Origin of the sequence: Paenibacillus sp. Y412MC10 (genome assembly GCF_000024685.1) — a bacterium.
Classification (GTDB): domain Bacteria; phylum Bacillota; class Bacilli; order Paenibacillales; family Paenibacillaceae; genus Paenibacillus_AQ; species Paenibacillus_AQ lautus_A.
Genome location: NC_013406.1, coordinates 6,932,976 through 6,953,649, shown reverse-complemented (window position 1 = coordinate 6,953,649; position 20,674 = coordinate 6,932,976). Strand labels below are relative to the sequence as shown.

General features: G+C 53.2%; 23 protein-coding genes. 14 read left to right on the top strand and 9 right to left on the bottom strand.

Annotated elements, in window-relative coordinates:
* Window positions 1-24 precede the first annotated feature (24 nt).
* Both GYMC10_RS30770 and GYMC10_RS30765 read right to left on the bottom strand, forming a co-directional pair.
* Window positions 25-765 (bottom strand): hypothetical protein, encoded by a 741-nt coding sequence (locus tag GYMC10_RS30770; protein WP_015738005.1) that lies wholly within the window; start codon window positions 763-765, stop codon window positions 25-27.
* 225 nt (window positions 766-990) lie between these two features.
* The gene (locus GYMC10_RS30765; protein ID WP_015738004.1) at window positions 991-1,974 is read right to left on the bottom strand and encodes a glycerophosphodiester phosphodiesterase family protein; all 984 of its coding nucleotides are present in this window, start codon (window positions 1,972-1,974) and stop codon (window positions 991-993) included.
* Window positions 1,975-2,174: 200 nt separating this feature from the next.
* On the opposite strand from GYMC10_RS30765, the gene GYMC10_RS30760 reads away from it, so the two are divergent.
* From GYMC10_RS30760 to GYMC10_RS33180, 3 genes are all read left to right on the top strand, one after another.
* Window positions 2,175-2,867 carry an FHA domain-containing protein gene (locus tag GYMC10_RS30760; RefSeq protein WP_141397989.1) on the top strand — a complete coding sequence of 231 codons (693 nt, stop codon included), beginning with the start codon at window positions 2,175-2,177 and terminating at the stop codon, window positions 2,865-2,867.
* 194 nt (window positions 2,868-3,061) lie between these two features.
* Window positions 3,062-3,733: a glycoside hydrolase family 9 protein gene (locus GYMC10_RS33185; protein WP_261979485.1), complete on the top strand. Its 672-nt coding sequence runs from the start codon at window positions 3,062-3,064 to the stop codon at window positions 3,731-3,733.
* Window positions 3,723-4,691 carry a glycoside hydrolase family 9 protein gene (locus GYMC10_RS33180; RefSeq protein ID WP_261979484.1) on the top strand — a complete coding sequence of 323 codons (969 nt, stop codon included), beginning with the start codon at window positions 3,723-3,725 and terminating at the stop codon, window positions 4,689-4,691. The genes GYMC10_RS33185 and GYMC10_RS33180 overlap by 11 nt, the downstream gene beginning before the upstream one ends.
* A gap of 106 nt (window positions 4,692-4,797) precedes the next feature.
* Here GYMC10_RS33180 and GYMC10_RS30750 read toward each other — a convergent pair whose 3' ends face one another.
* Both GYMC10_RS30750 and GYMC10_RS30745 read right to left on the bottom strand, forming a co-directional pair.
* Window positions 4,798-5,064, bottom strand: a complete 267-nt coding sequence (locus tag GYMC10_RS30750; RefSeq protein WP_015738002.1) for a hypothetical protein — start codon at window positions 5,062-5,064, stop codon at window positions 4,798-4,800.
* Between the two features lie 102 nt (window positions 5,065-5,166).
* Entirely contained in the window at window positions 5,167-5,625 is a 459-nt protein-coding gene (locus GYMC10_RS30745; RefSeq protein WP_015738001.1) for a hypothetical protein, read from the bottom strand.
* 369 nt (window positions 5,626-5,994) lie between these two features.
* On the opposite strand from GYMC10_RS30745, the gene GYMC10_RS30740 reads away from it, so the two are divergent.
* The 5 genes from GYMC10_RS30740 (at window position 5,995) to greA (ending at window position 11,909) form a co-directional block, all read left to right on the top strand.
* Window positions 5,995-7,428, top strand: coding sequence for a PTS mannitol transporter subunit IICB (locus GYMC10_RS30740; protein WP_015738000.1), 1,434 nt, complete (start codon window positions 5,995-5,997; stop codon window positions 7,426-7,428).
* 72 nt (window positions 7,429-7,500) lie between these two features.
* Complete coding sequence (locus tag GYMC10_RS30735) at window positions 7,501-9,570, top strand: BglG family transcription antiterminator (RefSeq protein WP_015737999.1); 2,070 nt, start codon at window positions 7,501-7,503, stop codon at window positions 9,568-9,570.
* Window positions 9,571-9,586: 16 nt separating this feature from the next.
* Entirely contained in the window at window positions 9,587-10,027 is a 441-nt protein-coding gene (locus GYMC10_RS30730; protein WP_009591149.1) for a PTS sugar transporter subunit IIA, read from the top strand.
* The gene (locus GYMC10_RS30725) at window positions 10,024-11,193 is read left to right on the top strand and encodes a mannitol-1-phosphate 5-dehydrogenase (RefSeq protein ID WP_015737998.1); all 1,170 of its coding nucleotides are present in this window, start codon (window positions 10,024-10,026) and stop codon (window positions 11,191-11,193) included. The genes GYMC10_RS30730 and GYMC10_RS30725 overlap by 4 nt, the downstream gene beginning before the upstream one ends.
* 239 nt (window positions 11,194-11,432) lie before the next feature.
* Window positions 11,433-11,909: a transcription elongation factor GreA gene (gene greA, locus GYMC10_RS30720; protein WP_015737997.1), complete on the top strand. Its 477-nt coding sequence runs from the start codon at window positions 11,433-11,435 to the stop codon at window positions 11,907-11,909.
* A gap of 121 nt (window positions 11,910-12,030) precedes the next feature.
* Here the strand turns inward: greA and GYMC10_RS30715 are convergent, their stop codons facing one another.
* Together GYMC10_RS30715 and GYMC10_RS30710 are read right to left on the bottom strand one after the other, a co-directional pair.
* Window positions 12,031-13,236: an MFS transporter gene (locus tag GYMC10_RS30715; RefSeq protein WP_041622078.1), complete on the bottom strand. Its 1,206-nt coding sequence runs from the start codon at window positions 13,234-13,236 to the stop codon at window positions 12,031-12,033.
* A 657-nt stretch (window positions 13,237-13,893) separates the two neighbouring features.
* Window positions 13,894-14,205, bottom strand: a complete 312-nt coding sequence (locus GYMC10_RS30710) for a hypothetical protein (RefSeq protein WP_015737995.1) — start codon at window positions 14,203-14,205, stop codon at window positions 13,894-13,896.
* Window positions 14,206-14,365: 160 nt separating this feature from the next.
* Here GYMC10_RS30710 and GYMC10_RS30705 point away from each other — a divergent pair, with 160 nt between their 5' ends.
* The 5 genes from GYMC10_RS30705 to GYMC10_RS30685 all read left to right on the top strand — a co-directional run bounded on the left by GYMC10_RS30705 (window position 14,366) and on the right by GYMC10_RS30685 (window position 17,716).
* Window positions 14,366-14,722: a nucleotide excision repair endonuclease gene (locus tag GYMC10_RS30705; RefSeq protein ID WP_015737994.1), complete on the top strand. Its 357-nt coding sequence runs from the start codon at window positions 14,366-14,368 to the stop codon at window positions 14,720-14,722.
* Between the two features lie 271 nt (window positions 14,723-14,993).
* Window positions 14,994-15,323, top strand: a complete 330-nt coding sequence (locus tag GYMC10_RS30700) for an ArsR/SmtB family transcription factor (RefSeq protein ID WP_015737993.1) — start codon at window positions 14,994-14,996, stop codon at window positions 15,321-15,323.
* 29 nt (window positions 15,324-15,352) lie between these two features.
* Complete coding sequence (locus GYMC10_RS30695; protein ID WP_015737992.1) at window positions 15,353-15,862, top strand: SRPBCC domain-containing protein; 510 nt, start codon at window positions 15,353-15,355, stop codon at window positions 15,860-15,862.
* Window positions 15,863-16,121: 259 nt separating this feature from the next.
* Entirely contained in the window at window positions 16,122-17,183 is a 1,062-nt protein-coding gene (locus tag GYMC10_RS30690; protein ID WP_015737991.1) for an LLM class flavin-dependent oxidoreductase, read from the top strand.
* Between the two features lie 101 nt (window positions 17,184-17,284).
* Window positions 17,285-17,716, top strand: a complete 432-nt coding sequence (locus GYMC10_RS30685) for a hypothetical protein (protein WP_261979760.1) — start codon at window positions 17,285-17,287, stop codon at window positions 17,714-17,716.
* Window positions 17,717-17,780: 64 nt separating this feature from the next.
* On the opposite strand, the gene GYMC10_RS30680 is transcribed toward GYMC10_RS30685, so the two are convergent.
* The 3 genes from GYMC10_RS30680 to GYMC10_RS30670 all read right to left on the bottom strand — a co-directional run bounded on the left by GYMC10_RS30680 (window position 17,781) and on the right by GYMC10_RS30670 (window position 19,750).
* Window positions 17,781-18,485, bottom strand: a complete 705-nt coding sequence (locus GYMC10_RS30680; RefSeq protein ID WP_015737989.1) for a zf-HC2 domain-containing protein — start codon at window positions 18,483-18,485, stop codon at window positions 17,781-17,783.
* On the bottom strand, window positions 18,482-18,970 hold the full coding sequence (locus GYMC10_RS30675; protein WP_015737988.1) for an RNA polymerase sigma factor: 489 nt from the start codon (window positions 18,968-18,970) through the stop codon (window positions 18,482-18,484). The genes GYMC10_RS30680 and GYMC10_RS30675 overlap by 4 nt, the downstream gene beginning before the upstream one ends.
* 81 nt (window positions 18,971-19,051) lie before the next feature.
* Window positions 19,052-19,750 carry a Crp/Fnr family transcriptional regulator gene (locus GYMC10_RS30670; RefSeq protein WP_015737987.1) on the bottom strand — a complete coding sequence of 233 codons (699 nt, stop codon included), beginning with the start codon at window positions 19,748-19,750 and terminating at the stop codon, window positions 19,052-19,054.
* Window positions 19,751-19,851: 101 nt separating this feature from the next.
* Between GYMC10_RS30670 and GYMC10_RS30665 the strand changes: the two genes are divergently transcribed.
* Window positions 19,852-20,625: an HAD family hydrolase gene (locus tag GYMC10_RS30665; RefSeq protein WP_015737986.1), complete on the top strand. Its 774-nt coding sequence runs from the start codon at window positions 19,852-19,854 to the stop codon at window positions 20,623-20,625.
* The last annotated feature ends 49 nt before the right edge of the window (window positions 20,626-20,674 follow it).

Below are 20,674 nucleotides of genomic sequence, written 5' to 3'. Positions count from 1 at the left end.
TAGATGTTCATGCAGTGATTATGCTTATTCCGATGGTGTGTTGGGAGCCGATGTTTTTGGTGAGAAGGAGAAGGACATCTTCTCGGTAAAATCATTGATGGTCTGCATCAATTTGGCTTTATCGTCCAGAATGTTCTGGTACTGCTCCGCATACTTCTGGTTTGCAATCTCCAGCTCGCGCACCTTCTCTTCAAGCGCGTTGATCTTGAGCATGCTCTGATATTGGGTGTTGTTAGACTCTTCGTAGAGCTTGTTGTACTTGGCGGTTTCGGTCTCCAGCTGGTTGGAGAGCTTCTCGTACGCCAGGTTCGATGTCAGCTGGTATTCCTTGTAATCCTCCAACAGCTGGTCGTAACTCATCTGTTTGTTGGTCAGCACGTTCTCGAGCTCGCGGATTTCCTTGTTCTTCTCCTGGACCAGCTGATCGCGCTTGATCTGTTCGTGCTTATACCGGTTGATCGTCTCGTTGGCGGTAAATAGCTGATCCTCCAGGCCCTTGTTCTTATAGGACAGCAATTGCCGCTCCTTCAGCATGTTCTCGATCGAAACGATGACGTCGAGGCCGATTTTGTCCTGGTTGTCCTTGGAGAAAAGATGCTTGCTGCTCTCCGCGGCGGGAAGTTCAGGCTCCGCGGAATATGCCGGCTCTTCTTCGACGGTTACGGCAATTTCCTGGTGTTCGGCACTGTTCTTCTCGGGTTGGTTCTGGTTCGAGCGGGCATTCTTAAACCAGGCCATTCCCTTTTTTTCTGTTTCCCTGGCCAAAATATCAACTCCTATATATTTCAATGAATGCAGCATGAATTTAGGATAAAAGACCCTATTAATAGTCATCGGTAAAAACACCCTAAAAACTTTGCCCTTTGACCCTATGAAAATAAAAAAAAGCCCCGCAAGCGAGAGGGGTCTTTTTAGAGGGCGGATCTTCCGGTTTATGCGGCCTTTCGACCCGCCTATATTCATGAATTGAAACGAACGCGATGCTTCGACTTATTCCGTCTTCTTTATGGTCAGCTCCGGGGCGATAACGTCGACCCGGTTCGTCCAAATCCCGCCGCTGTAGTCGTCCGGCAGCCTTTCCAAATCCGCTACGGAGTCAAAGCCCTCCGACCAGCCGCCGTCCCCGGCCACGAGGATGACCCGCGTATTGATGCTGTCCATCCGGTTTAGGAATTTATCCGGCCATCCCCATAAATAACGGGCATATTTCTCTGGTATATGGAGCTGGGTGTTGCGGCAAACCGATGGAAGGTAGCCGCTCCAGCCGGCCCCGGCGTAGGATACGAGACAGCTTTTGAGCGTATCCCTGGACATGACGCGCAGCGAGGGGAGCTGCGATTTTAACGTGCGGATCGGCTGGTCGTCCCCGTAAACGGTCAGTTGGCTGAGACGCTTCACCGGCAGACCGGACAGATAATCGGCCAATTGTTTTCCCTCTTCAGGGTCCGTGCTTTTGATGTGGATCAGAAACGCGCCGTCCGGGAATGCCTCCAACACCTCGCCTAACGACGGAATCAGCCCGACTCCCTTTCCCCGAAAAGGATAAGTCGCTCCCTGGTCGGCCGTGTAGCCGTACCCGATGTCTATGTTTTTCAGCTCGTCCATGGTATAATCCTTGACCGAGCCCTCCACGTTGGTGCGGCATTCCAGCGTCCAGTCATGGAACACGGCGAACTGGCCGTCCTTGGTCGGTTTGATATCCAGCTCCACAATATCGGCGCCTGCCTCGAAGGCGGCTTTCATGGACGGAATAGTGTTCTCCAGGTATGCGTGCTCCGGCACATAAATGCGGGAGGCGGTACACGTGTCGGCTTCAATGCCTTCCATCGTGAAGGTCTGCCCAAGCCCGCGATGTGCCAGCAGAAGCGGCTCGCCGTCACGGTCTTTGGTGAACAGGGATGAATTGTTAACGAACAAAAACACGAGCAACACAACAAAAAACAGTATGATTTTCTTCCATCTTAGTTTTCGCATGATCCAATCCCCCAAAATCGTATACAATATGCAATAGTAGATTTATATTTTTCTCTTTCTCTAAACGAAGTTCTCTATTTATATCCTTCTTTATTCAATCTTAGTGATTTTGGGCGCATACTCAATGGCTGGAACATAACAATTGCATAATAACGAACTAACAAATACGAATGAGCGAGTATATGGGAACAGGAGGGAGCATGATGGACAAATCCTCCTTTTTGATGGTGGAGCGGGGAAATCCCTACGAACGCGGGGACGTTATAGCTTTGACCAAACCGATCACGGTGCTTGGCCGCAAGGGCCAGCATTTTGATCCGGATATCGCGTTTGACAATATTTTTGTGTCCCGGCGGCATGCGGCGCTGCTGCATCGAAACGGGAAGTTCAGCATCAAGGATCTGAACAGCAAGCATGGCACCTTCGTTAATCAGGCACGGCTGGCTCCCCATGATGAAATACCCCTTCAGCATGGAGATACCATCGTGCTTGCAGGAGATCTGATCGTGCTGTCCTTCTCCATCCTCAGCATGGATGAGACGATGGACATTACCCCGCTGATCAAGCAACTGGCGGCGGTTGAGGGCTCCGGCGGGCTTAAGCTGAATCCTTTCAAGCAGGAGCTGGTATACGGCGAGGACGTATACGTTTTTTCGGAAAAAGAGTACAAGTGCATGGAGCTGCTCGTCAATCACCAAGGACAGTTCGTGTCCAAGGAGCAGCTCAAGGCATACGTTTGGCCCGAGCGAAGCTACGGGACGGACGAAGTGCCCGATGTGAGCTCGGAGGAGCTGAATGCGCTGATCTACCGGGTCCGCAAGAAGACGAGGGATATTTTGGCCATTGAGAGCATCCGGGGAAAAGGCTATATTTTGCAGTCGACGGCTGAATGACGATCGCAAAAACAAAAACGCAATGAAATCTAAGGAACCATGCAAACGGCAAGCCCTTCCTCCATGCAGGAAGGGCTTGCTTGCATGAACAGGACAAATTCGATGGCGGTGAGAGGGAAATGGCAGGCCCCAGCGAACTGTTATAGCATGGAAGTTTCGAATGAAACGACAATCGAAGGGGATGTGCAGAGCAGATGAATATGGAGCACGTGCAGCAAAACGGCATTGCCGTTAACCAGCTAGGTTATCGGGGCCGGGACGCCAAGATTGCCGTCATTGCCGGTCAGGGCGGACGGTTTCGCATCGTCAATGCGCGAAACGGCGAGGTCGTATGGCAGGGGCAGACGGCGCCTGCCATAGAGGATGCGTCCAGCGGGCAGACGGTAAGCAGAGGGGATTTTACGGCATGGGAAGCACCCGGTACCTATCGAATCGAGACGGAGGCTGGGCAGTCGTCGGTACCTTTTGTCATTGCCGACGATGTATATGAGGATGCCCACCGAGCAATATTGAAAGCGTTTTATTATTTCCGGTGCGGGACGGCTTTGGATGAGCCGCATGCGGGGCCTTGGAAACATGAAGCCTGCCATCTCACGCAGGCCATCGTTCATGGACATGAATCGCGGCGGGTGGATGCTTGCGGAGGATGGCATGATGCCGGGGATTATGGCAAGTACGTCGTGCCTGGCGCCAAAGCCGCCGCCGACTTGCTGCTGGCCTTCGAGCTGTACCCCGAAGCGTTTGCCCAGCCGCTGCCGCTGCCGGAAAGCGACGGCCGCATGCCGGATGTGCTGCATGAATGCCGGTATGAGCTGGACTGGCTGCAGCGCATGCAGGATGAGGAATCGGGGGGGCGTGTTCCATAAGCTCACGACGCGGCAGTTTCCGGCGGGAGACGTCATGCCGGAGGACGATACGGCCCCGCTGTACTTGTCGCCGATCTCGGCAACGGCAACCGGCTGTTTTGCTGGTATCATGGCCATGTCGGCACGGATCTATTCTCCCTATGATGAAGCCTTCGCCGCGAGCTGCCTGAAGGCAGCGGTTCGGGCTTGGGCATGGCTGGAGGAGCATCCCGACGAGCCGGGCTTCCGCAATCCGGCTGATATTGCTACAGGCGAATATGGCGACGGCCAGGATGCGGACGAACGGTACTGGGCAGCGGCAGAGTTATACCGTACAACGGGGGAGACGCCATATCATGAGGCTTTCCAAGCTTTAGCCATGCAGGACTCTTTCGGAAAGTACGAGCTGGGATGGGCGGACATGGGCGGTTACGGGACGTTTGCCTATCTGATGTCGGAGCAGGAAGAAGAGCCCGAGCTGGCGCAAGAATTGATGGCGGGCCTGCTGCGGCGTGCGGGTGAGCTTGCTGCTGTCAGCGATCGGGACGGCTATGGCCTCTCGCTTCTGCCGGATCAATATATCTGGGGCAGCAATATGCTGGTCATGAACCACGCGATGCTCCTGTTGGTGGCGGGAAGACTGTCGGGGTCCGAGGACTTTGAGCGGCATGTGCACGAGCATGTGCACTATGTATTCGGGGCGAACGTGATGGGGACAAGTTATGTTACCGGATATGGGGCGAGGCCGATCCGGCATCCCCATCACCGTCCTTCCGAAGGCGACGACGTGGAGGAGCCGGTTCCGGGCCTCGTCTCCGGCGGTCCGAACAAGGGGCTTCACGACGATTATGCGCGTGAGCACTTGGCCGGCAGGGCGCCCGCAGCCTCTTTTGCCGATGTGATGGAGAGCTATTCCACCAATGAGGTGGCTATTTATTGGAACTCGCCGGCCGTGTTCGTACTTTCTCATTTTGTATAGAAAGAGCATTACATAGAAAAAGAAACGCCGAGAGATTCTTGACGTTTCTTTTTTTGTAATGGACTGAGGATTCTTCCATCTCCAAAGAGTCGAGTAAAGCATGGGCTTAATTTATCGTGATCGCTCGGTGAGGCTTGCTGTAATGGCTTGTTCCGCCCCCGCCAACCAGAACTTTTCCTCCTCTTCTAAACACCAGCAGCTTGGTTAGTCCGCCTGCCAGCAGCACCTCGACTTTGGCATGGTTCGAAGTAGCGATATAAACGACATAACCGCTTTTCGAAAGCACGGTTCTCCAGTTGCCGTCAAACTCCGATCTCAAGACGCGGTTGGAGTAAACTTGATTTTCCATTCGATCCGATTGCGTTGTTCTCATGGTGTACGCTCCCTCCATTCATGGCCAACGTGGGAAATGACCGTGCTGTCGCTGCATCATTTCCTATCTATTCTATGCAGCTGCAGATGATAGGTTTGGATGCTAGCCTCTTAATTTCCCCTTCACCAGCGGATGAAGCACCGTGGCAGCAATGCCGCAGACGATGCCGACGACGGTACCGGTCACGATGCTGCTGATGAAGGCGAAGGTTCTGGTCAAAAAGCTGTTGGCTGCTGCAGGGAGGTCGGCCAGGTTGCCCCCTAGAGCCGGCGGCGTTTCGAAGGCCATATTCCATAACAGCTGATGCGTGATGCCAAGAAACAGCCCATAGACGGCTCCGACGGCCATTAAGGGCAGAAAAGGGTGTTGAACGTGATGCCGCTTGCGGAGTACATAGAGTATCCAGACGATCGGGGGAATGAAGACAAGCAGCCGATTGATGATCCCGTGGGGATCGACCCATTGCAAATCGTGGGCAATGACGCGGGGAACGCCGAGCAATGCCAGAAGTATGATTGAGAGCATCGGCAAGCCGTTGTTATTTCTTCTTTGTATGTTCATCTCGCAATTTACCTCCGTAACCTTGAATTTTAGATTCCCGATGTTAGCCGAGATGGTTTTAGTTTACCGAAGGCATGTTGTGAACTTATGACGAGGGTATACGCAATCCGTGAAATTACGCCGCTTCGGCTTGAAACTTGGAATATACAGGATCAAGGAGCGGGCTTGTTCTACGAATGAAACCGCGTCAGGACTGCATTTTCATAATGATGACATGATCCATTTAAAATTTGTCAACAATATTCTTGACGAAACCCGCTTTTCCTTTCGTTGAGCCTTTTGCCGGGCTGACTTAACATAGAGGTGTCAGATGAAAGCAACACTACAACATTCAGCTTTATTTTCAAATATGACTAGGAGGTCAGTACGATGTCCAACGAGACAAATACAAACGCTTCCAAAGGCATTCGCGTAAGGGTTCAGCAGCTCGGCCGGCTCCTTAGCGGCATGGTGATGCCGAATATCGGCGCGTTTATCGCTTGGGGCCTGATTACGGCTCTGTTCATCCCGACCGGCTGGTTCCCGAACGAGAAGTTGGGAGCTCTGGTTGACCCGATGATCAAGTATCTGCTTCCGCTCTTGATCGGTTATACGGGCGGACAGATGATCCACGGCAAACGAGGTGCGGTTATCGGTGCGGTTGCCACGGTCGGCGTTATCGTCGGTGCAAGTATTCCGATGTTCCTTGGCGCCATGATTGTCGGCCCTCTGGCTGCATGGGTATTAAAGCAGTTCGACAAGCTGATCGACGGCAAAATCAAATCCGGCTTCGAGATGCTGGTGAACAACTTCTCGCTGGGGATTATCGGCGGTGCGCTGACGCTGCTGGCCTACACCGGAATTGGTCCCCTTGTGCAGGGCATTACCAAAGTTCTTTCAGCCGGCGTTGACGTACTGGTCGATGCCAACCTTCTGCCGCTGGTCAACATTATCATTGAACCGGCGAAGGTATTATTCCTCAACAATGCGATTAACCACGGGATTTTCAGTCCTCTCGCTACAGAGGAATCGGCTCGGATCGGCCAATCCGTCCTGTATATGCTGGAATCCAATCCGGGACCCGGGCTGGGCATTCTTCTCGCCTTTTGGTTCTTTGGACGCGGTTCTGCCAGATCCTCCGCGCCGGGGGCGGTTGTGATTCACTTCCTGGGCGGTATCCATGAGATCTACTTCCCTTATATTTTGATGAAGCCGGTCCTCATCCTGGCCGCTATTGCGGGCGGCGTGGCCGGAACCTTCACCTTCCAGATTCTTGGAGCGGGACTCGTGGGACCTGCGTCGCCAGGCAGTATCCTTGCTTATTTCGCCATGGCGCCTAAGGGCGGCCTGGTTCCGGTGCTGGCCGGTGTCCTTGCTGCAACGGTCGTTTCCTTCGTGATTGCGGCATTGCTGCTCAAAACGGGTAAACAAACAGAAGAAGAGCCGAATTTGGAAGAAGCATCCGCCAAGATGAAAGAAATGAAAACCGGCGGCATGAACGACCAAGTTGCCCCAGCTTCTGCGGCTGTGGCTAATCTGGACAAAGACAACGTGAACAAAATCGTGTTCGCTTGCGATGCCGGCATGGGTTCCAGCGCGATGGGCGCCTCGGTATTGCGTAAGAAACTTCAGCAAGCAGGCGTCAACATTACCGTTGTGAACTCGGCGGTAAGCGAAATACCGGATGACGCGGATATCGTCATTACCCAGAAGACTCTCACCGAGCGGGCCATCGCCAAGAATCCGAATGCCGAGCATATCTCGATCGACAACTTCCTGAAGAGTCCGAGATATGACGAGCTGGTGGAACGACTCAAAGACTAACATAAGCTTGAACCATATGACACGCTGGCGTATTTACGCCGGCGTTGTCTCCATTTCATGAAGAAGGGAGCCATGGATCTGGGACACATTACTGCCCGCCAGCGACAAATCCTTCTGCTCCTCATGAGCAGGACCGATGGCATGACGGCTGCAGAAATAGCCGCTGACGTTGGGGTCAGCGTCAGGACGGTTCACCGGGAAATGGAGGAGATCGAGAAGGACCTGCAAGGTACGGGCGTTGTGCTTCTCAAAAAGTCGGGAACGGGCATCCGGCTGGAAGAAGAGAAGCCCGAGGGGTTGTCCCTGCTGCGACGATCCCTGCTTGCGGGGAAGCCGGCCGATTATTCCGTGGAAGAACGCAAAATCCTCATGCTGTGCGCTTTGCTTGAGGCGGATGAGCCTATCAAATTGTTTGCTTTGGCCCATAGTTTGAAGGTTACCGTTCCGACTGTGAGCAATGATCTGGATGAACTGGAGCCGTGGATGAAGCGGTTTAACCTGAAACTCATACGGCGCCGGGGCTACGGCATCGAAATCGACGGCGCGGAAGGCGTAAGGCGAAGGGCGATTGGCAGGCTCGCCGAGGAATATCTGGATTATTCCGATCTTGTCGGTGACGGATACAGCGACACGCGGGAACCGGTGACGGCCCGGCTGCTGTCCATGATCGATAAACCGGCTTTGCTGGATGTAGAGAAAACCTTGTGGGATATGAATTGGGATTGGACGGAGGATCTTAGCGAGAGTGCCTACACTTCGACGCTGATCGCGTTATCGGTTTCCGTAAACAGGATCAAGCGGGGACGGGGCATGGAAGCTGCCGATATCGCCGGGTACCCTCCTTCCCCTGTTTCCGTCGAGGAGGCGGGAGATTTTGTGGGTCGCCTCGGCGAGACACTGGAAATGAATTTCCGCGAATCTGAAATGATCTATATCGCCCAATTGTTTGAGGCGGCGAAGAACATGTCCGAGGTCAGCGAACTGGTTCATGCGGACGTGGAAATGGTGGAGATCGCCCATCGCCTGATCGAACGGGTTCAGGGGCGCACCGGCATTCCGTTCCAGGAGGACCGCACGCTGCGGGCAGGTCTGGTGGAGCACATCGGGGCTGCACTGAAACGGATTCGGGAAGGGACCCGGATCCGAAACCCGCTGCTCAGTCCGATTCGGAAGGATTATGAGGAATTGTTCGGGATCGTCCGGCGCTCGGTCGACGAGCTGAAGCTGGATTTAAGCATCCCGGATGAAGAAATCGGGTTTCTGGTTATGCATTTCGGAGCATCGAGCGAACGGCTGAACCAGCCGGAACACCATCTGAAGGCCATCCTGGTATGCTCCAGCGGACTCAGCTCCTCAAGGCTTCTCGGGACAAGGCTGAATAAGGAGATGCCGCAGATCGAGGTGCTCGGCAACGTATCGTGGTATGAAGCGGCGCGGATCCCGAAGGAGCAATATGATCTCATCATATCGACCATTGATCTGCCGCTGCCGAAGGATCGATATGTAAGACTAAGCCCGCTGCTGACGGCGGATGATAAAGAGGCGCTGCTTCGATTCATCCAGAGCACATCCTTCGAACCGGCCAGCAGCAGGGCTGCCGTCAGCCGAATCGAGGAAGATCGTAAAGCTGCATCTTTCGAGCGGCTCCGCATGCAGGCCGCCCTGATGAACGAAATCGTATCGCTTCTGGACGGCTTCCATGTCTACCATCTGGATAATCTTCAGAATGATTTGCAGGGCACTTTGAACGAGGCTTTGGTTAAGGTATATGAGCAAGGGGCTCTCCGTGATGCGGAGATGGTGAAGGAGCGCCTGCTTGAACGCGAAAGGATGGGTACCCAGCTTATTCCCGACACGACGCTGGCTTTATTCCATACGCGAAGCCGCTATATCACCTGGCCTTCGCTGTCCCTGTTCAGGCTGGCGCATCAAGCGCCGCTTGAGGATGGGGCCCAGGCGGGCGTCATTCTGCTGATGCTGGCACCGAAGCAGCTTCCGAAGGAGAGTCTGGAGGTGCTCAGCGAAATCAGCGCCATGCTGCTTCGCTCCGAGCTGATCGAGCTGATGGAGCGGGGCGGCGAGGAAGAGATTCGATCCTATTTGGCGGAAGAGCTGCAGCATTTTTTCAATCACAGACCATAGAAAGAGGGAGACTAACATGAATAACATACTGTCCAAAGATAAAGTCGTACTGAACGCAAAGGCTGACAGCAAGAGCGAAGCCATCCGCATGGCCGGGAATCTGCTTGTGCAGGCAGGCCATGTATCGGCCGATTACGTGGATAAAATGCTGGAACGCGAAGAAATTGCGTCCACTTACATGGGCGGGGGACTTGCGATTCCCCATGGCACGAAAGAAGCGAAAGGCATGGTCATCTCCACGGGATTGTCGATCGTCCGCTTCCCGGAAGGCGTGGATTTTGGCGGAGACGAGCCGGCGTTCATCGTCATTGGCATCGCGGCTGCCGGCGGCGACCATATGGAGATTCTGACGAATGTGGCCATGATTTTCACGGATGACGAGAGCATCGAGAAGGTCATGAATGCTTCCAGCGAGGAGGAGATTCTGGCCATCTTCGAGGGAGGAATGGGCGCATGAAGGCAGTCCATTTCGGAGCGGGCAACATCGGACGCGGTTTTATAGGGCTCTTGTTGTCGCAGGCCGGTTATGAGGTTTGTTTTGTCGACGTAAACGAAGAGCTGGTATCAGAGCTGAAGGCGCGCGGGGAGTATCCCGTAACCCTGGCCAGCGAAGGGCAGGAGACCACGGTGGTCAAAGGCATCACCGCTCTCAATAGCGCCTCGGAACCGGAAGCTGCCGCGCGTGCGGTAGCGGAAGCGGATCTCGTCACGACGGCGGTCGGCGTCAACATCTTGAAATTTATCGCCGGCACCATTGCCGAGGGGCTGAAGCTTCGGCTGCAAACGGACTCGGCATCGCCGCTTCATATTATTGCATGCGAGAACGCCATCGGCGGCAGCTCGCAGCTGAAAGAGCATGTCTATGGGAAGCTTGATGACGAGACGAAGCGTAAGGCTGACCGGCTCGTGGCTTTCCCGGATGCAGCCGTAGACCGGATCGTGCCGCTGCAGCAGCATGAGGACCGTCTGAAAGTCGTGGTGGAGCCGTTCTATGAGTGGGCTGTGGATCGCTCGCAGATGTTTGAGGATTATGTCTCCGTTGAAGGCATTCACTACGTGGACCGCCTGGAGCCGTACATTGAACGCAAGCTGTTCACGGTGAATACCGGACACTGCTCGGCTGCGTATGTAGGCTTTCTGAAAGGCTATGAAACGATCCAGGACGCCATGAAGGACGAGGCGGTGGCAGGCCATGTCCGCGCGGTGCTCGAGGAAACGGGAGCTGCGCTCATACACAAGCACGCCTTCGATCCTTCCGAGCACCAAGCATATATTGACACGATCCTGGAGCGGTTCCGCAATCCCGCGCTGACCGACGAGGTGTCCCGCGTTGGCCGCTCCCCAATCCGGAAGCTGTCCCCGGGCGATCGCCTGGTGTCGCCGGCCATGCTGGCTTTCGAGAGCGGACTCGCATATAAGAGCCTGGCGAAATCCATGGCGGCGGCCCTGCTGTTCGATGTTCCGGAAGATCCGGAAAGCGTTGAGCTCCAAGCCTCCGTTCGGGATATTGGCGTAAGCGACACGGCTTCCCAATATACCGGCATTGCCGGAGAGCATCCCATCATGGGTGAAGTAATGGAGCAGTATGAGGTCTTGAAGGCCGAGCTCGAAGCGAATGCATAATCACTGGAAATATAATGATAAGCCCCTGATCCTCCTCGCGGAGATATCAGGGGCTTTATGCATAGCGGGCAGTGCCACATGCTTCAGAATGTGTTCGCTTCGTTGGCGCTGATCGGTTGAAACTATCATTAGGTATTAAATACCAAATATTCCATCCATAATATTTCAGAAAATTTTCGCTTATTTTCGAAATAAAGAGTACACTAGAAGTAAGAAACTACAAAATGGATGTGATGAGCATGGCAGAAGAATTGATCTTGACCCAGGAGGGCTATGACAAACTCCAGGAGGAACTTGACGATCTCAAGTATGTAAAACGCAAAGAATTAGCGGAACGGATCAAGCTCGCGATCAGCTATGGTGACTTGAAGGAGAACAGCGAGTACCACTCAGCCAAGAACGACCAGGCATTTATGGAAACGCGCATCATCATCCTGGAAAAAACGCTTAACAGCGCCCGGATCGTCGACGCTAAGGATGTAAGCTCGACCACGGTCAACGTCGGTTCGAACGTCGTCTTGAACGACATCGAATTTGGCGAGAAGCTTGAATATCAGGTGGTAGGCCCCGCTGAAGCCGACGTATCCAATAACAAAGTCTCCTATGAAAGCCCGCTCGGCAAAGCGCTGATGGGCAAAGCGGTAGGCGACCAGGTCCATGTGGAAGCGCCCATGGGCATCGTGAAATACGAATTGCTGGAGATCAAGGCGCTGTAATCGCCGATGGATCAACGAATATATAGATGCAAAAGGCGTAACCGGGTGCCACATGTCCGGTTACGCCTTTCTTATGCTCGTCCCGGTTAAGGGATCGGCTTTTCATGCCTGTTGGAGCCCTTTAAGCATTAGCCATCACGGCCTTGCGCTCATACATATAGCAGGCTGCTCCCAGAATGAAGGCGAGCCCTACCAATCCGGCGCCCACCCAAGGCAGGGCCGTTAAGCTTAAATGCGTAATGACCAATCCCCCGATAAAAGCGCCCGCCGCATTTCCGAGATTGCCCGCGGAATGGGTTGCTGTGGAGGCCAGTGCAGGAGCAGATTGGGCCAGACTCATCACGCGCACCTGCATTCCCGGCATAACGGCGAAAGAGGCGGCTCCCCACAGCACGATGGTCAGCACAGCCGTGACCGGGTGATGGATGGTCGCCGTGAGGATGGTCAGAATGACGGCCGTCGCAAAGTAAACGCCCAGGATGGAGGGCAGCAGCTTCCAGTCCGCCAGCCTGCCGCCTACGATGTTGCCGACGGTCACGCCGATACCGAACAGGATCAGAATCCAGGTGACGCTGGGTTCCGCAAAGCCCGTGATCTCAATCAGCAGGGGCGCGATATAAGTGAAGACGGCGAACAGGCCGGCATTGCCAAGCGCTCCAATCAACAGGAAGAGAAGAAGTTGGGGTCTAATGATGGCCGTGATCTGCTGAACGATGCTTGTCGCTTGCTCCTGCCGTATCTTCGGTATGAAGATCAGGATGCCGATCAAGGCCAACACGCCCATGACGGCAATCGCGCCGAATGAAGCGCGCCAGCCCATCGTTTGGCCGATGAAGGTACCGATCGGAACCCCGATGATGTTGGCTATCGTTAATCCGGCCATCATGATGGACACCGCTCCGGCACGCTTGTCCGGCCGCACCAGATTGGATGCGATGACAGCGCCCACGCCAAAGAAGGTCCCGTGCGTCAGCGCGGTCAACATCCGTGCGCCCATCAGAACGGCATAGTTCGGAGCGAAGACCGAGATGCCGTTGCCCAGGATGAACAGGCCCATGAGCAGCAGTAACAGCTTTTTCTGCGGAATTTGGTTAGTAAGGACGGTCAGAATAGGGGCTCCTACGGCTACCCCGAGGGCATACATCGTAATCAGCTGCCCGGCAGACGCGATGCTGACATTCAGATCATCGGCCACATTGGGGAGAATCCCCATAATGACAAACTCCGTCATGCCTATGGCAAATGCACCCACGGTGAGAGACAGTATAGAGATGGGAAAGGGTTCTTTGCCGCTTTGTTTCCCAGTGGCGTGTTGCGAAATATCCATGGTGTTCAAGTCAACCTTTCTGCTCTGTATGTTAAAGATATAATCCCAATCTCCATTATCGGTTTTAAAGAGGGACTGTTACATATTATTTAACGTAGCTGGCTGATAATCAAGAACTTTATTTTTGGGAAACATGGGCACCCTGTTAAGGCAGACTCTCCATGAACAGGAGAGCTTGTCCGTCACGTAAGAGCTGAAGAGCGCCCTTGTGGGCACTCTTCCCGTAAGCAGGCGCTAATGAGGTGGCCTATGGGAGCGGATTGATCCATTCCTCTTGATATAAGAGCATCAGAAACAGGTGAACGACTCGATACTTCTTAAGTCGAGCCCTGAATATACCCACATCCATCCCGTCCATCGGAAGCCGGCAACCGAGGTGCGGCCAACAAAAGTCGGGTAAAACCAGAAGCCGGGTCCACGTGTCGGCCAAATATAGGTATTTCTGAACAAACAGCCCCTAATCGCTCCTGGATCAACTGCGAAGGTACTGGCCATAGGCTGTTGGGGGACAGATGTTGGAGGCGGGGATGAGGGCCCTTGCATCGGTCCCTGGGGTCCTTGCGGCGGCATAAATGCCATAATGGATTCACTCCTTAATCGGGTTATTAGGTTTGAAGTGCGCGGGAGGCTTGCCGAGTAACAATGTAAGCCCTTCTTCTAGATGTAAAGCAAGGTGATGACAAGCAGTTCGAAGAGGACAAGTGGCAGGATGACATTGTTATAGTAACTGGGACCGAAGCCGCGCTGGTTTCCGTATCCGGGCATGCTCAAGTACAGAATCCCTTTTTCGCAATGCATAATAGTCCCTTCGAAAACATCGCCGTCAAGCGTTTCGACGCGAACTAGCTGATTCGCATGCCGTTTGCATAGTTGGTGGATATGATCGCGTACCGATTTGATGTTGTGCTTCATGCTGGGTTCGGCTTGATATAAGGTTTGTTCCTGGTGTCCGGGATATTGAATGCTCATATGGAAAAGACCCCCATCGTGAATTAGTCATACATAGTCCCATCCTATGCGAACGCCCAGAGAGGGGTGATAAGGGCTGCGGAATTTTCTGCATGGGCAAATAAGCCGATCAGTGATACGATTTAGATCAATACATGAATAGAGGAAGTGAACGTTAGTCGTGATCGATATAACCATCCCCAAGCCGGACGTCACCATAACCAAGCAGGATGCTCCGGAACTGAGCCATATTTACGGATTTACGGATTTCCACCTGATTCCGAGAGACCGGGGCGGGATTTTCATGTTCTACAACAGCAAGGAGGAGCTTCTATTCGTTGGCAAAGCTAGAAAGCTGAGACCGCGGATCAAGAAGCATTTTGAAGATAGCGTCTCCCCGATCAAGGAGCATCGGAATGAGGTGACGAGCATCGAGGTTTGCGTCATTGAAGACGCCGTGCATAGAGAGATATATGAAACCTATATCATTAATGAATTCAAGGCCAAATACAATGTGGACAAGGTGTTCTTTCGATAAGGAATACGAACGGTAAAGCGAAGAGGAGCAATAAGCGAGGTCAGGTAAGGAGCCGCGTTTGTTGCTTTTTTTGCGCTGTGATAAAAATAAATTGAAAAAAAAATCTAAATATTCCTTTACAGGAATATTCCCTTTGTGGTATATTCGAAACAAGAAGAACGGCAGCAAAAAAGAAGCCGAAAAAAGAGGTGATGATGGTGACGGGAACAGAGAGAACAGACAATCACCGTAAACGCTATAACAGCGGGTCTGTACCAGTCATCACGACAAGATGGAACTGACCACATTTAACGCACTAGCCGAACCAAGCCGTTTTCGTATCGTGAATCTCCTGCAGAAGGGACCGCTTACGGTAGGGGAAATCGCCGAACGTCTCGACATTCGGCAGCCTCAAGCCTCGAAGCATTTGAAGGTGCTGCTGGATGCCGGACTGGTCGAGGTAAGGGCGGATGCGAACCGACGGAATTACATGCTGCGGTCGGAGCCGTTTCAGGAATTGGACCGTTGGCTCGATAATTACCGCCGCATATGGAACGAACGGTATGACAACTTGGATGATTACTTGGAGAAGCTGCAATCGGATATGAAGAAACAGGAGTAAGCACCATCTAATTCGAGGAGGAATATATAATGACAAGCAAAATGATTACACGGGTAGAAGGTCAAGTGATCGTACTGGAGCGCGTATTTAATGCACCAAGAGAGCTGGTATTCAAGGTGTTCTCTGATGGAGAGCATCTGAAGCAGTGGTGGGGGCCTCGCGGATGGGACGTAACCGTATCCGACATGGATTTCCGTCCCGGCGGCCAATGGCATTACTGCATGAAGTGCATGGATCAGAATCAAGGGGATTTCTACGGCATGGAATCCTGGGGCAAATCGGTCTACCAGGAAATTGAGGAGCCGGAGAAAATCGTCTACATCGACTATTTCTCGGATGCGGAAGGCAATATTGCGGAGGGCATGCCCGCAACCACGGTGACGATGACGTTTGAGGAAGTGGATGGAAAGACCAAGCTGGTCAATCGAGGGGTATATGAATCCGCTGAAGCGCTCCAAACGGTATTGGATATGGGAATGGAAGAAGGCATTACCCAAACCTGGGATCGCTTGGAGGAATACTTGGCATCGAAACAATAAGCCCATTTCAAATGCATGGTTAAAAGGCAAAAAGAATGGCCGGAATCCGTATGGATCCCGGCCATTTTTGGATTCCATATGAATCGAATCCACCGATTTCACGTTATCAGTTAACTTGTAACTTGAAAAATCCGAACCAAAAGTTCAATATAAAGATAATTGCAAGATGATTAACGATACGGACTGCCCTAGGCGGAAAGCATCGATAACCTTTGCCTGCGGTTCTGACCGCGGCAAAGGATAATAGGAGGAAAACATAATGGAAATTGGGGTTAGCTCGTTCGTGGAGACGTGGCCGGATGTGAAGACCGGCGAAGTGATGAGCCATGCGCAGCGGCTGCGCGAGGTGGTTGAGGAAATCGTCCTGGCCGATCAGGTGGGATTGGATGTGTATGGCGTAGGGGAGCATCATCGCAAGGATTATGCGGCGTCTTCGCCTGCGGTCGTTCTTGCCGCGGCTGCGTCGCAGACGAAGTGGATTCGGCTGACCAGCGCGGTGACGGTGCTGTCTTCCGCGGATCCGGTACGGGTCTTTCAGGATTTTGCCACCTTGGACGCGATTTCGAACGGACGCGCGGAGATTATGGCCGGCAGGGGTTCGTTCATCGAATCGTTCCCGTTATTCGGCTATGATCTGAGTCATTATGACGAGCTGTTCGAGGAGAAGCTGGAGCTGCTGCTCAAAATCCGAGAGTCGGAAAAAGTCACCTGGCAGGGCGAGCATCGCCCGGCGATCCATAACTTGGGCGTCTATCCGCGTCCGGTTCAGAATCCGCTGCCGGTGTGGATCGGAAGCGGGGGCAATTCGGAATCGGTTGTGCGCGCAGGCCTGCTCGGCCTCCCGCTGGTGCTGGCGATTATCGGCGGCAGTCCCCTGCAGTTTGCGCCGCTGGTCAAGCTGTATAAAGAAGCGGCAGCTCATGCCGGGCATGATGTGTCAAAGCTGCCGATCGGCTCGCATTCCCACGGATTCATTGCGGAAGAAACCGAGCTGGCAGCGGACAAGTTCTTCCCTTCGACCCAAGCCAGCATGAACGTGCTGGGACGGGAGCGGGGCTGGGGGTACTATGACCGGGCAAGATTCGATGCGGCCCGCAGCTTCGAAGGTGCGCTGTATGTAGGGGATCCTGAGACGGTGGCCGAGAAGATCATTCACCTGCGCAAGCATGTGGGCATTACCCGCTTTATGCTGCATGTGCCTGTGGGAACGATGCCTCACGACGAAGTCATGAGAGCCATCGAACTGCTGGGAACCGAAGTCGCCCCTCGGGTTCGCAAGGAAATCGACCGCTGGGAAGCCGCTGGGGAGCCTGCGGAGTAAGCAGACTTACTTTTTGACGATATGAAATGAAGACGCATGTAACTTTTTCCGGCACGAGTTCGTCTATGACATAATCGGGCGGGGCGGTGTACATCTTGCGGGTGGCCAGATATTTTGTGTTGTGGTTCGTCTTTATGTTTCTGTTTACCGGTGCTGTCGTAGGCTTGGAGTATATCGAAGGATACAAGATCACGACGACGGAATATTTCGGCCTTCGTAATGCGGGTTTTGTTCTGATGATCATTCCGATTCTCATATCCTCGCTTCTATACCCGGTGATCGTGCTCCCTTTATCGTGGTTCATGGGCATGATTCGATGGGTCAGAGCTTCACTCATCCTGTATGCCCTGCTGTATGCCGTGATGTGGGCTGCGGTCGGGACAGTGCTGTTCTACGAAAGCTATGATGATCGATTCATACAGGAATATGAACTACATGTCAGCACCGCAGTCTTTCTGTTTGGGGTAATCGGCTTGATCTACGGCGGGATCGAGCGGAAGGTTCTGCGTAATCATCCGGCCGGCTCGGTTTAAGGTTCAAGAAAAGACCATGGGAAGCCATTAGGGCATCCGATGGTCTTTTTATTAAAAATAAAATTTACTCGCCGCTACTGAACTGCATCTCGACAGACTCGCTTGCCGGCGGCAGCTCCATGCCTTGTTCCCAGATCAGAACCCGGTCATCCGGCGTCCCTAAGTAGAGGGCCTTGATCTGTACGCCGTCGCCAAAGCTCTTCTCGTAGGCATTTCGCTCTTCAATATCGTTCGTATAGTACATATTGGACAGTCCCATATCCGCGAATTTTTTAGATTTAATGATGGGACGCTTGGGTGTCACATAGAAGTTTCCTTCCTCATCCGTATCGTAGCTGGCTTGGTTAACATTATAGCCGTCGGTCATCTTCACGTGATAAGCAATGCGCCCATCCTTCAGCTGGCTTATATCGGATACCTGCATCACGCGGGTCGGCACGCTTGTAATGTTCCATTCGAACAGACCCGCATATGCCAGGAACAAGAGACCGACTGCTAAGCAGCTGATCAATAGACCTTTGGTAAACGAGATCCATTTGGTGCGCGACCACTGGGCCGCAACTTGCCGCAAGCCGGCTCCCTCATCCTTGTTTTGCTCCATCGTTTGGGTGGGCAGCGACATCGGGGAGCTCATATGGCTCAGCACCTCCCGGCAAGGCGGGCAATCCGCCAGATGCTCTTCTACCAAGGTTTTGGTGTCTGCGCTGCATACATCATCATGGTGCAAAGGCAGCAAATCTTGAATAATCTCGCACGATATTCGGCTCACGATTGATTCCCCTCCTTGTATAGGCTTTGGATTTTTTGCTTGGCTCGAAAGAAGGTGACTCTTGCCCAGCTCTCGGTTTTTCCAAACAGCCGGCTGATTTCGCCAAAAGACAATTCCCCGAACACTCGCAGCGTAAACACCTCTTTATACGGCTCGTCCATCCGGTGCAGGATTTGATGGATGCGAAAAGCCTCAGCCCTTTCCACGGTTTGAAATGCGATATCCTGACCGCTGCCGTGGTCGATCTGCGGGGCAGGCTCATACCGCTTTTGTTTATCAAGATAGGAGAAGTATGTATGTTTAGCGATTTGGCATAGCCACACGCTCAGCTTGCATGTGCCTTGAAACGAATCGATATGCTTCAGCGCTTTGAAAAACGTCTCCTGCGTGAGTTCTTCCGCAACATGCTCGTCTCTGCTGAGCGACAGCAGAAACCGATACACGTCTTGAAAGTGTTGATGGTAGATCTGGTGCAAATCCGTCACCTGTTCACCTCCTTGCCTATATGACCGGGTCATGGCCGATTCGTTACAAAAATCCGCGAAAAAAATATTCAGGTTAGTGATCTACTCATAACGGATGCCGTTCGAGGCGGTCTCCAGCGCGGTCCAGTCCAGAATGCGGATAGTCTGTCCGTTTCGTTCCAGGATCCCCTTTTGGGCGAAGGCAAACATTACCCTATTCAAATGTCGGTGCGTGGTGCCAAGCAAGCTGGCAATCTCCCCGATATGGTCGGTTTTCAACTCCATCCCGAAGGAAGGATCCGATCCAGGCGACATGGTGGACATCAGATAGCTGGCAAACCGGTTCTCCACGGAAGCCAACAGATTGACGCGTGAAGCGGTCGTGCAGGTCTGGAGTTTGTAGCTCAGGTGATCCAGCAAGGTGGAGGTAAAGCGGGCGTTCGTCATTTCATGCAGCCTGATATAATCAAACGACAGCCCGATGAACAGGCATTCGTTAACGGCTTCAATCTGGGATTGGACAGGAACGTCTCGAATCAATTCAATATCCCCGATGATGGAAAAGGGATGGCCAAAACGCAGAAGCAGCGACTTTCCGGTTTCGATGCTGGAGGTCACCTTGATTTTCCCTTGCACTAGGAACAACAGGGACTGCATGGCAAAACCCTCATGCAGAATGATCTCGCCGGGCTCGTATTGTTGCAAGGTAAAGGGCGCAGGCTTGCCCAAATCCAGCATGTTTCCGAATTGAAATTGCTCCAGCTTGGCTTTCAGCAATGGTGCATCATGAAGTCGTTTCACGGGTTTCTTTTGCGCTCCCTTCTCATCTGGACAAATGTCCTTCTCATTATACGACCAACTGCTATGATAAGAGCAATGAGAAGATACAGGGGGAACTGGACATGAAATTCGTATTCGATCTGGACGGAACGATCTGTTTTAAAGGTCAGCCGGTTTCGGACGCGTTGTTGAAGGCATTGGAGGAGCTGGTAGCACAGGGGCATGAGGTTGTTTTTGCTTCCGCCCGGCCGATTCGCGATTTGCTTCCCGTCCTTCATGAGCGTGTTCATCACTACCCGATGGTCGGGGGGAACGGCTCGATGGTGGCGGCAGGGGGAGCGCGGATCTCTACGGTCGGCTTTGACGGCGAGGTGCTTCCGGTTCTTCTTCAGCTGTTAACCACGTATAACGTGAGCTACTTGATCGATGGGGAGTGGGACTATGCCTATAGGGGTCCTGCGGACCATCCGATCCGGCTTCACTTGGACCCGCACAAACTGGCCAGAAATGTGCCGCTGCAGGAACTTGAATCCATTGTAAAAATATTGATGCTGACCTCGGATCATATGGCAGAGCTGGAGGAGCGGCTGAGACAGCTGGATGTAGTCGTTCACGCGCACGGAGGGGAAGGGGTGCTGGATATTAGCCCAAAGGGGATCCATAAATGGAGCGGGCTCCAGCAGCTGGGCGTGAAGGAGAGAGAGTATATCGCCTTCGGCAACGATGCCAACGATATCTCGATGTTCCGGCATGCGCTGCACGCGGTGATGATCGGCGAGCATCCGCAGCTCGCGCCGTACGCCTCGGAACAATTGCCGCTGGATGAGCAGATCGAGCGCGCGATTGCGGAACGTCTGACGGCGCTCGGGCGGTTATATGCGGTAGCGAGTGTGTAGGTGCGTTATCCAAGCGAATGACTAACTGTCTCCAAACATGATATGGAAA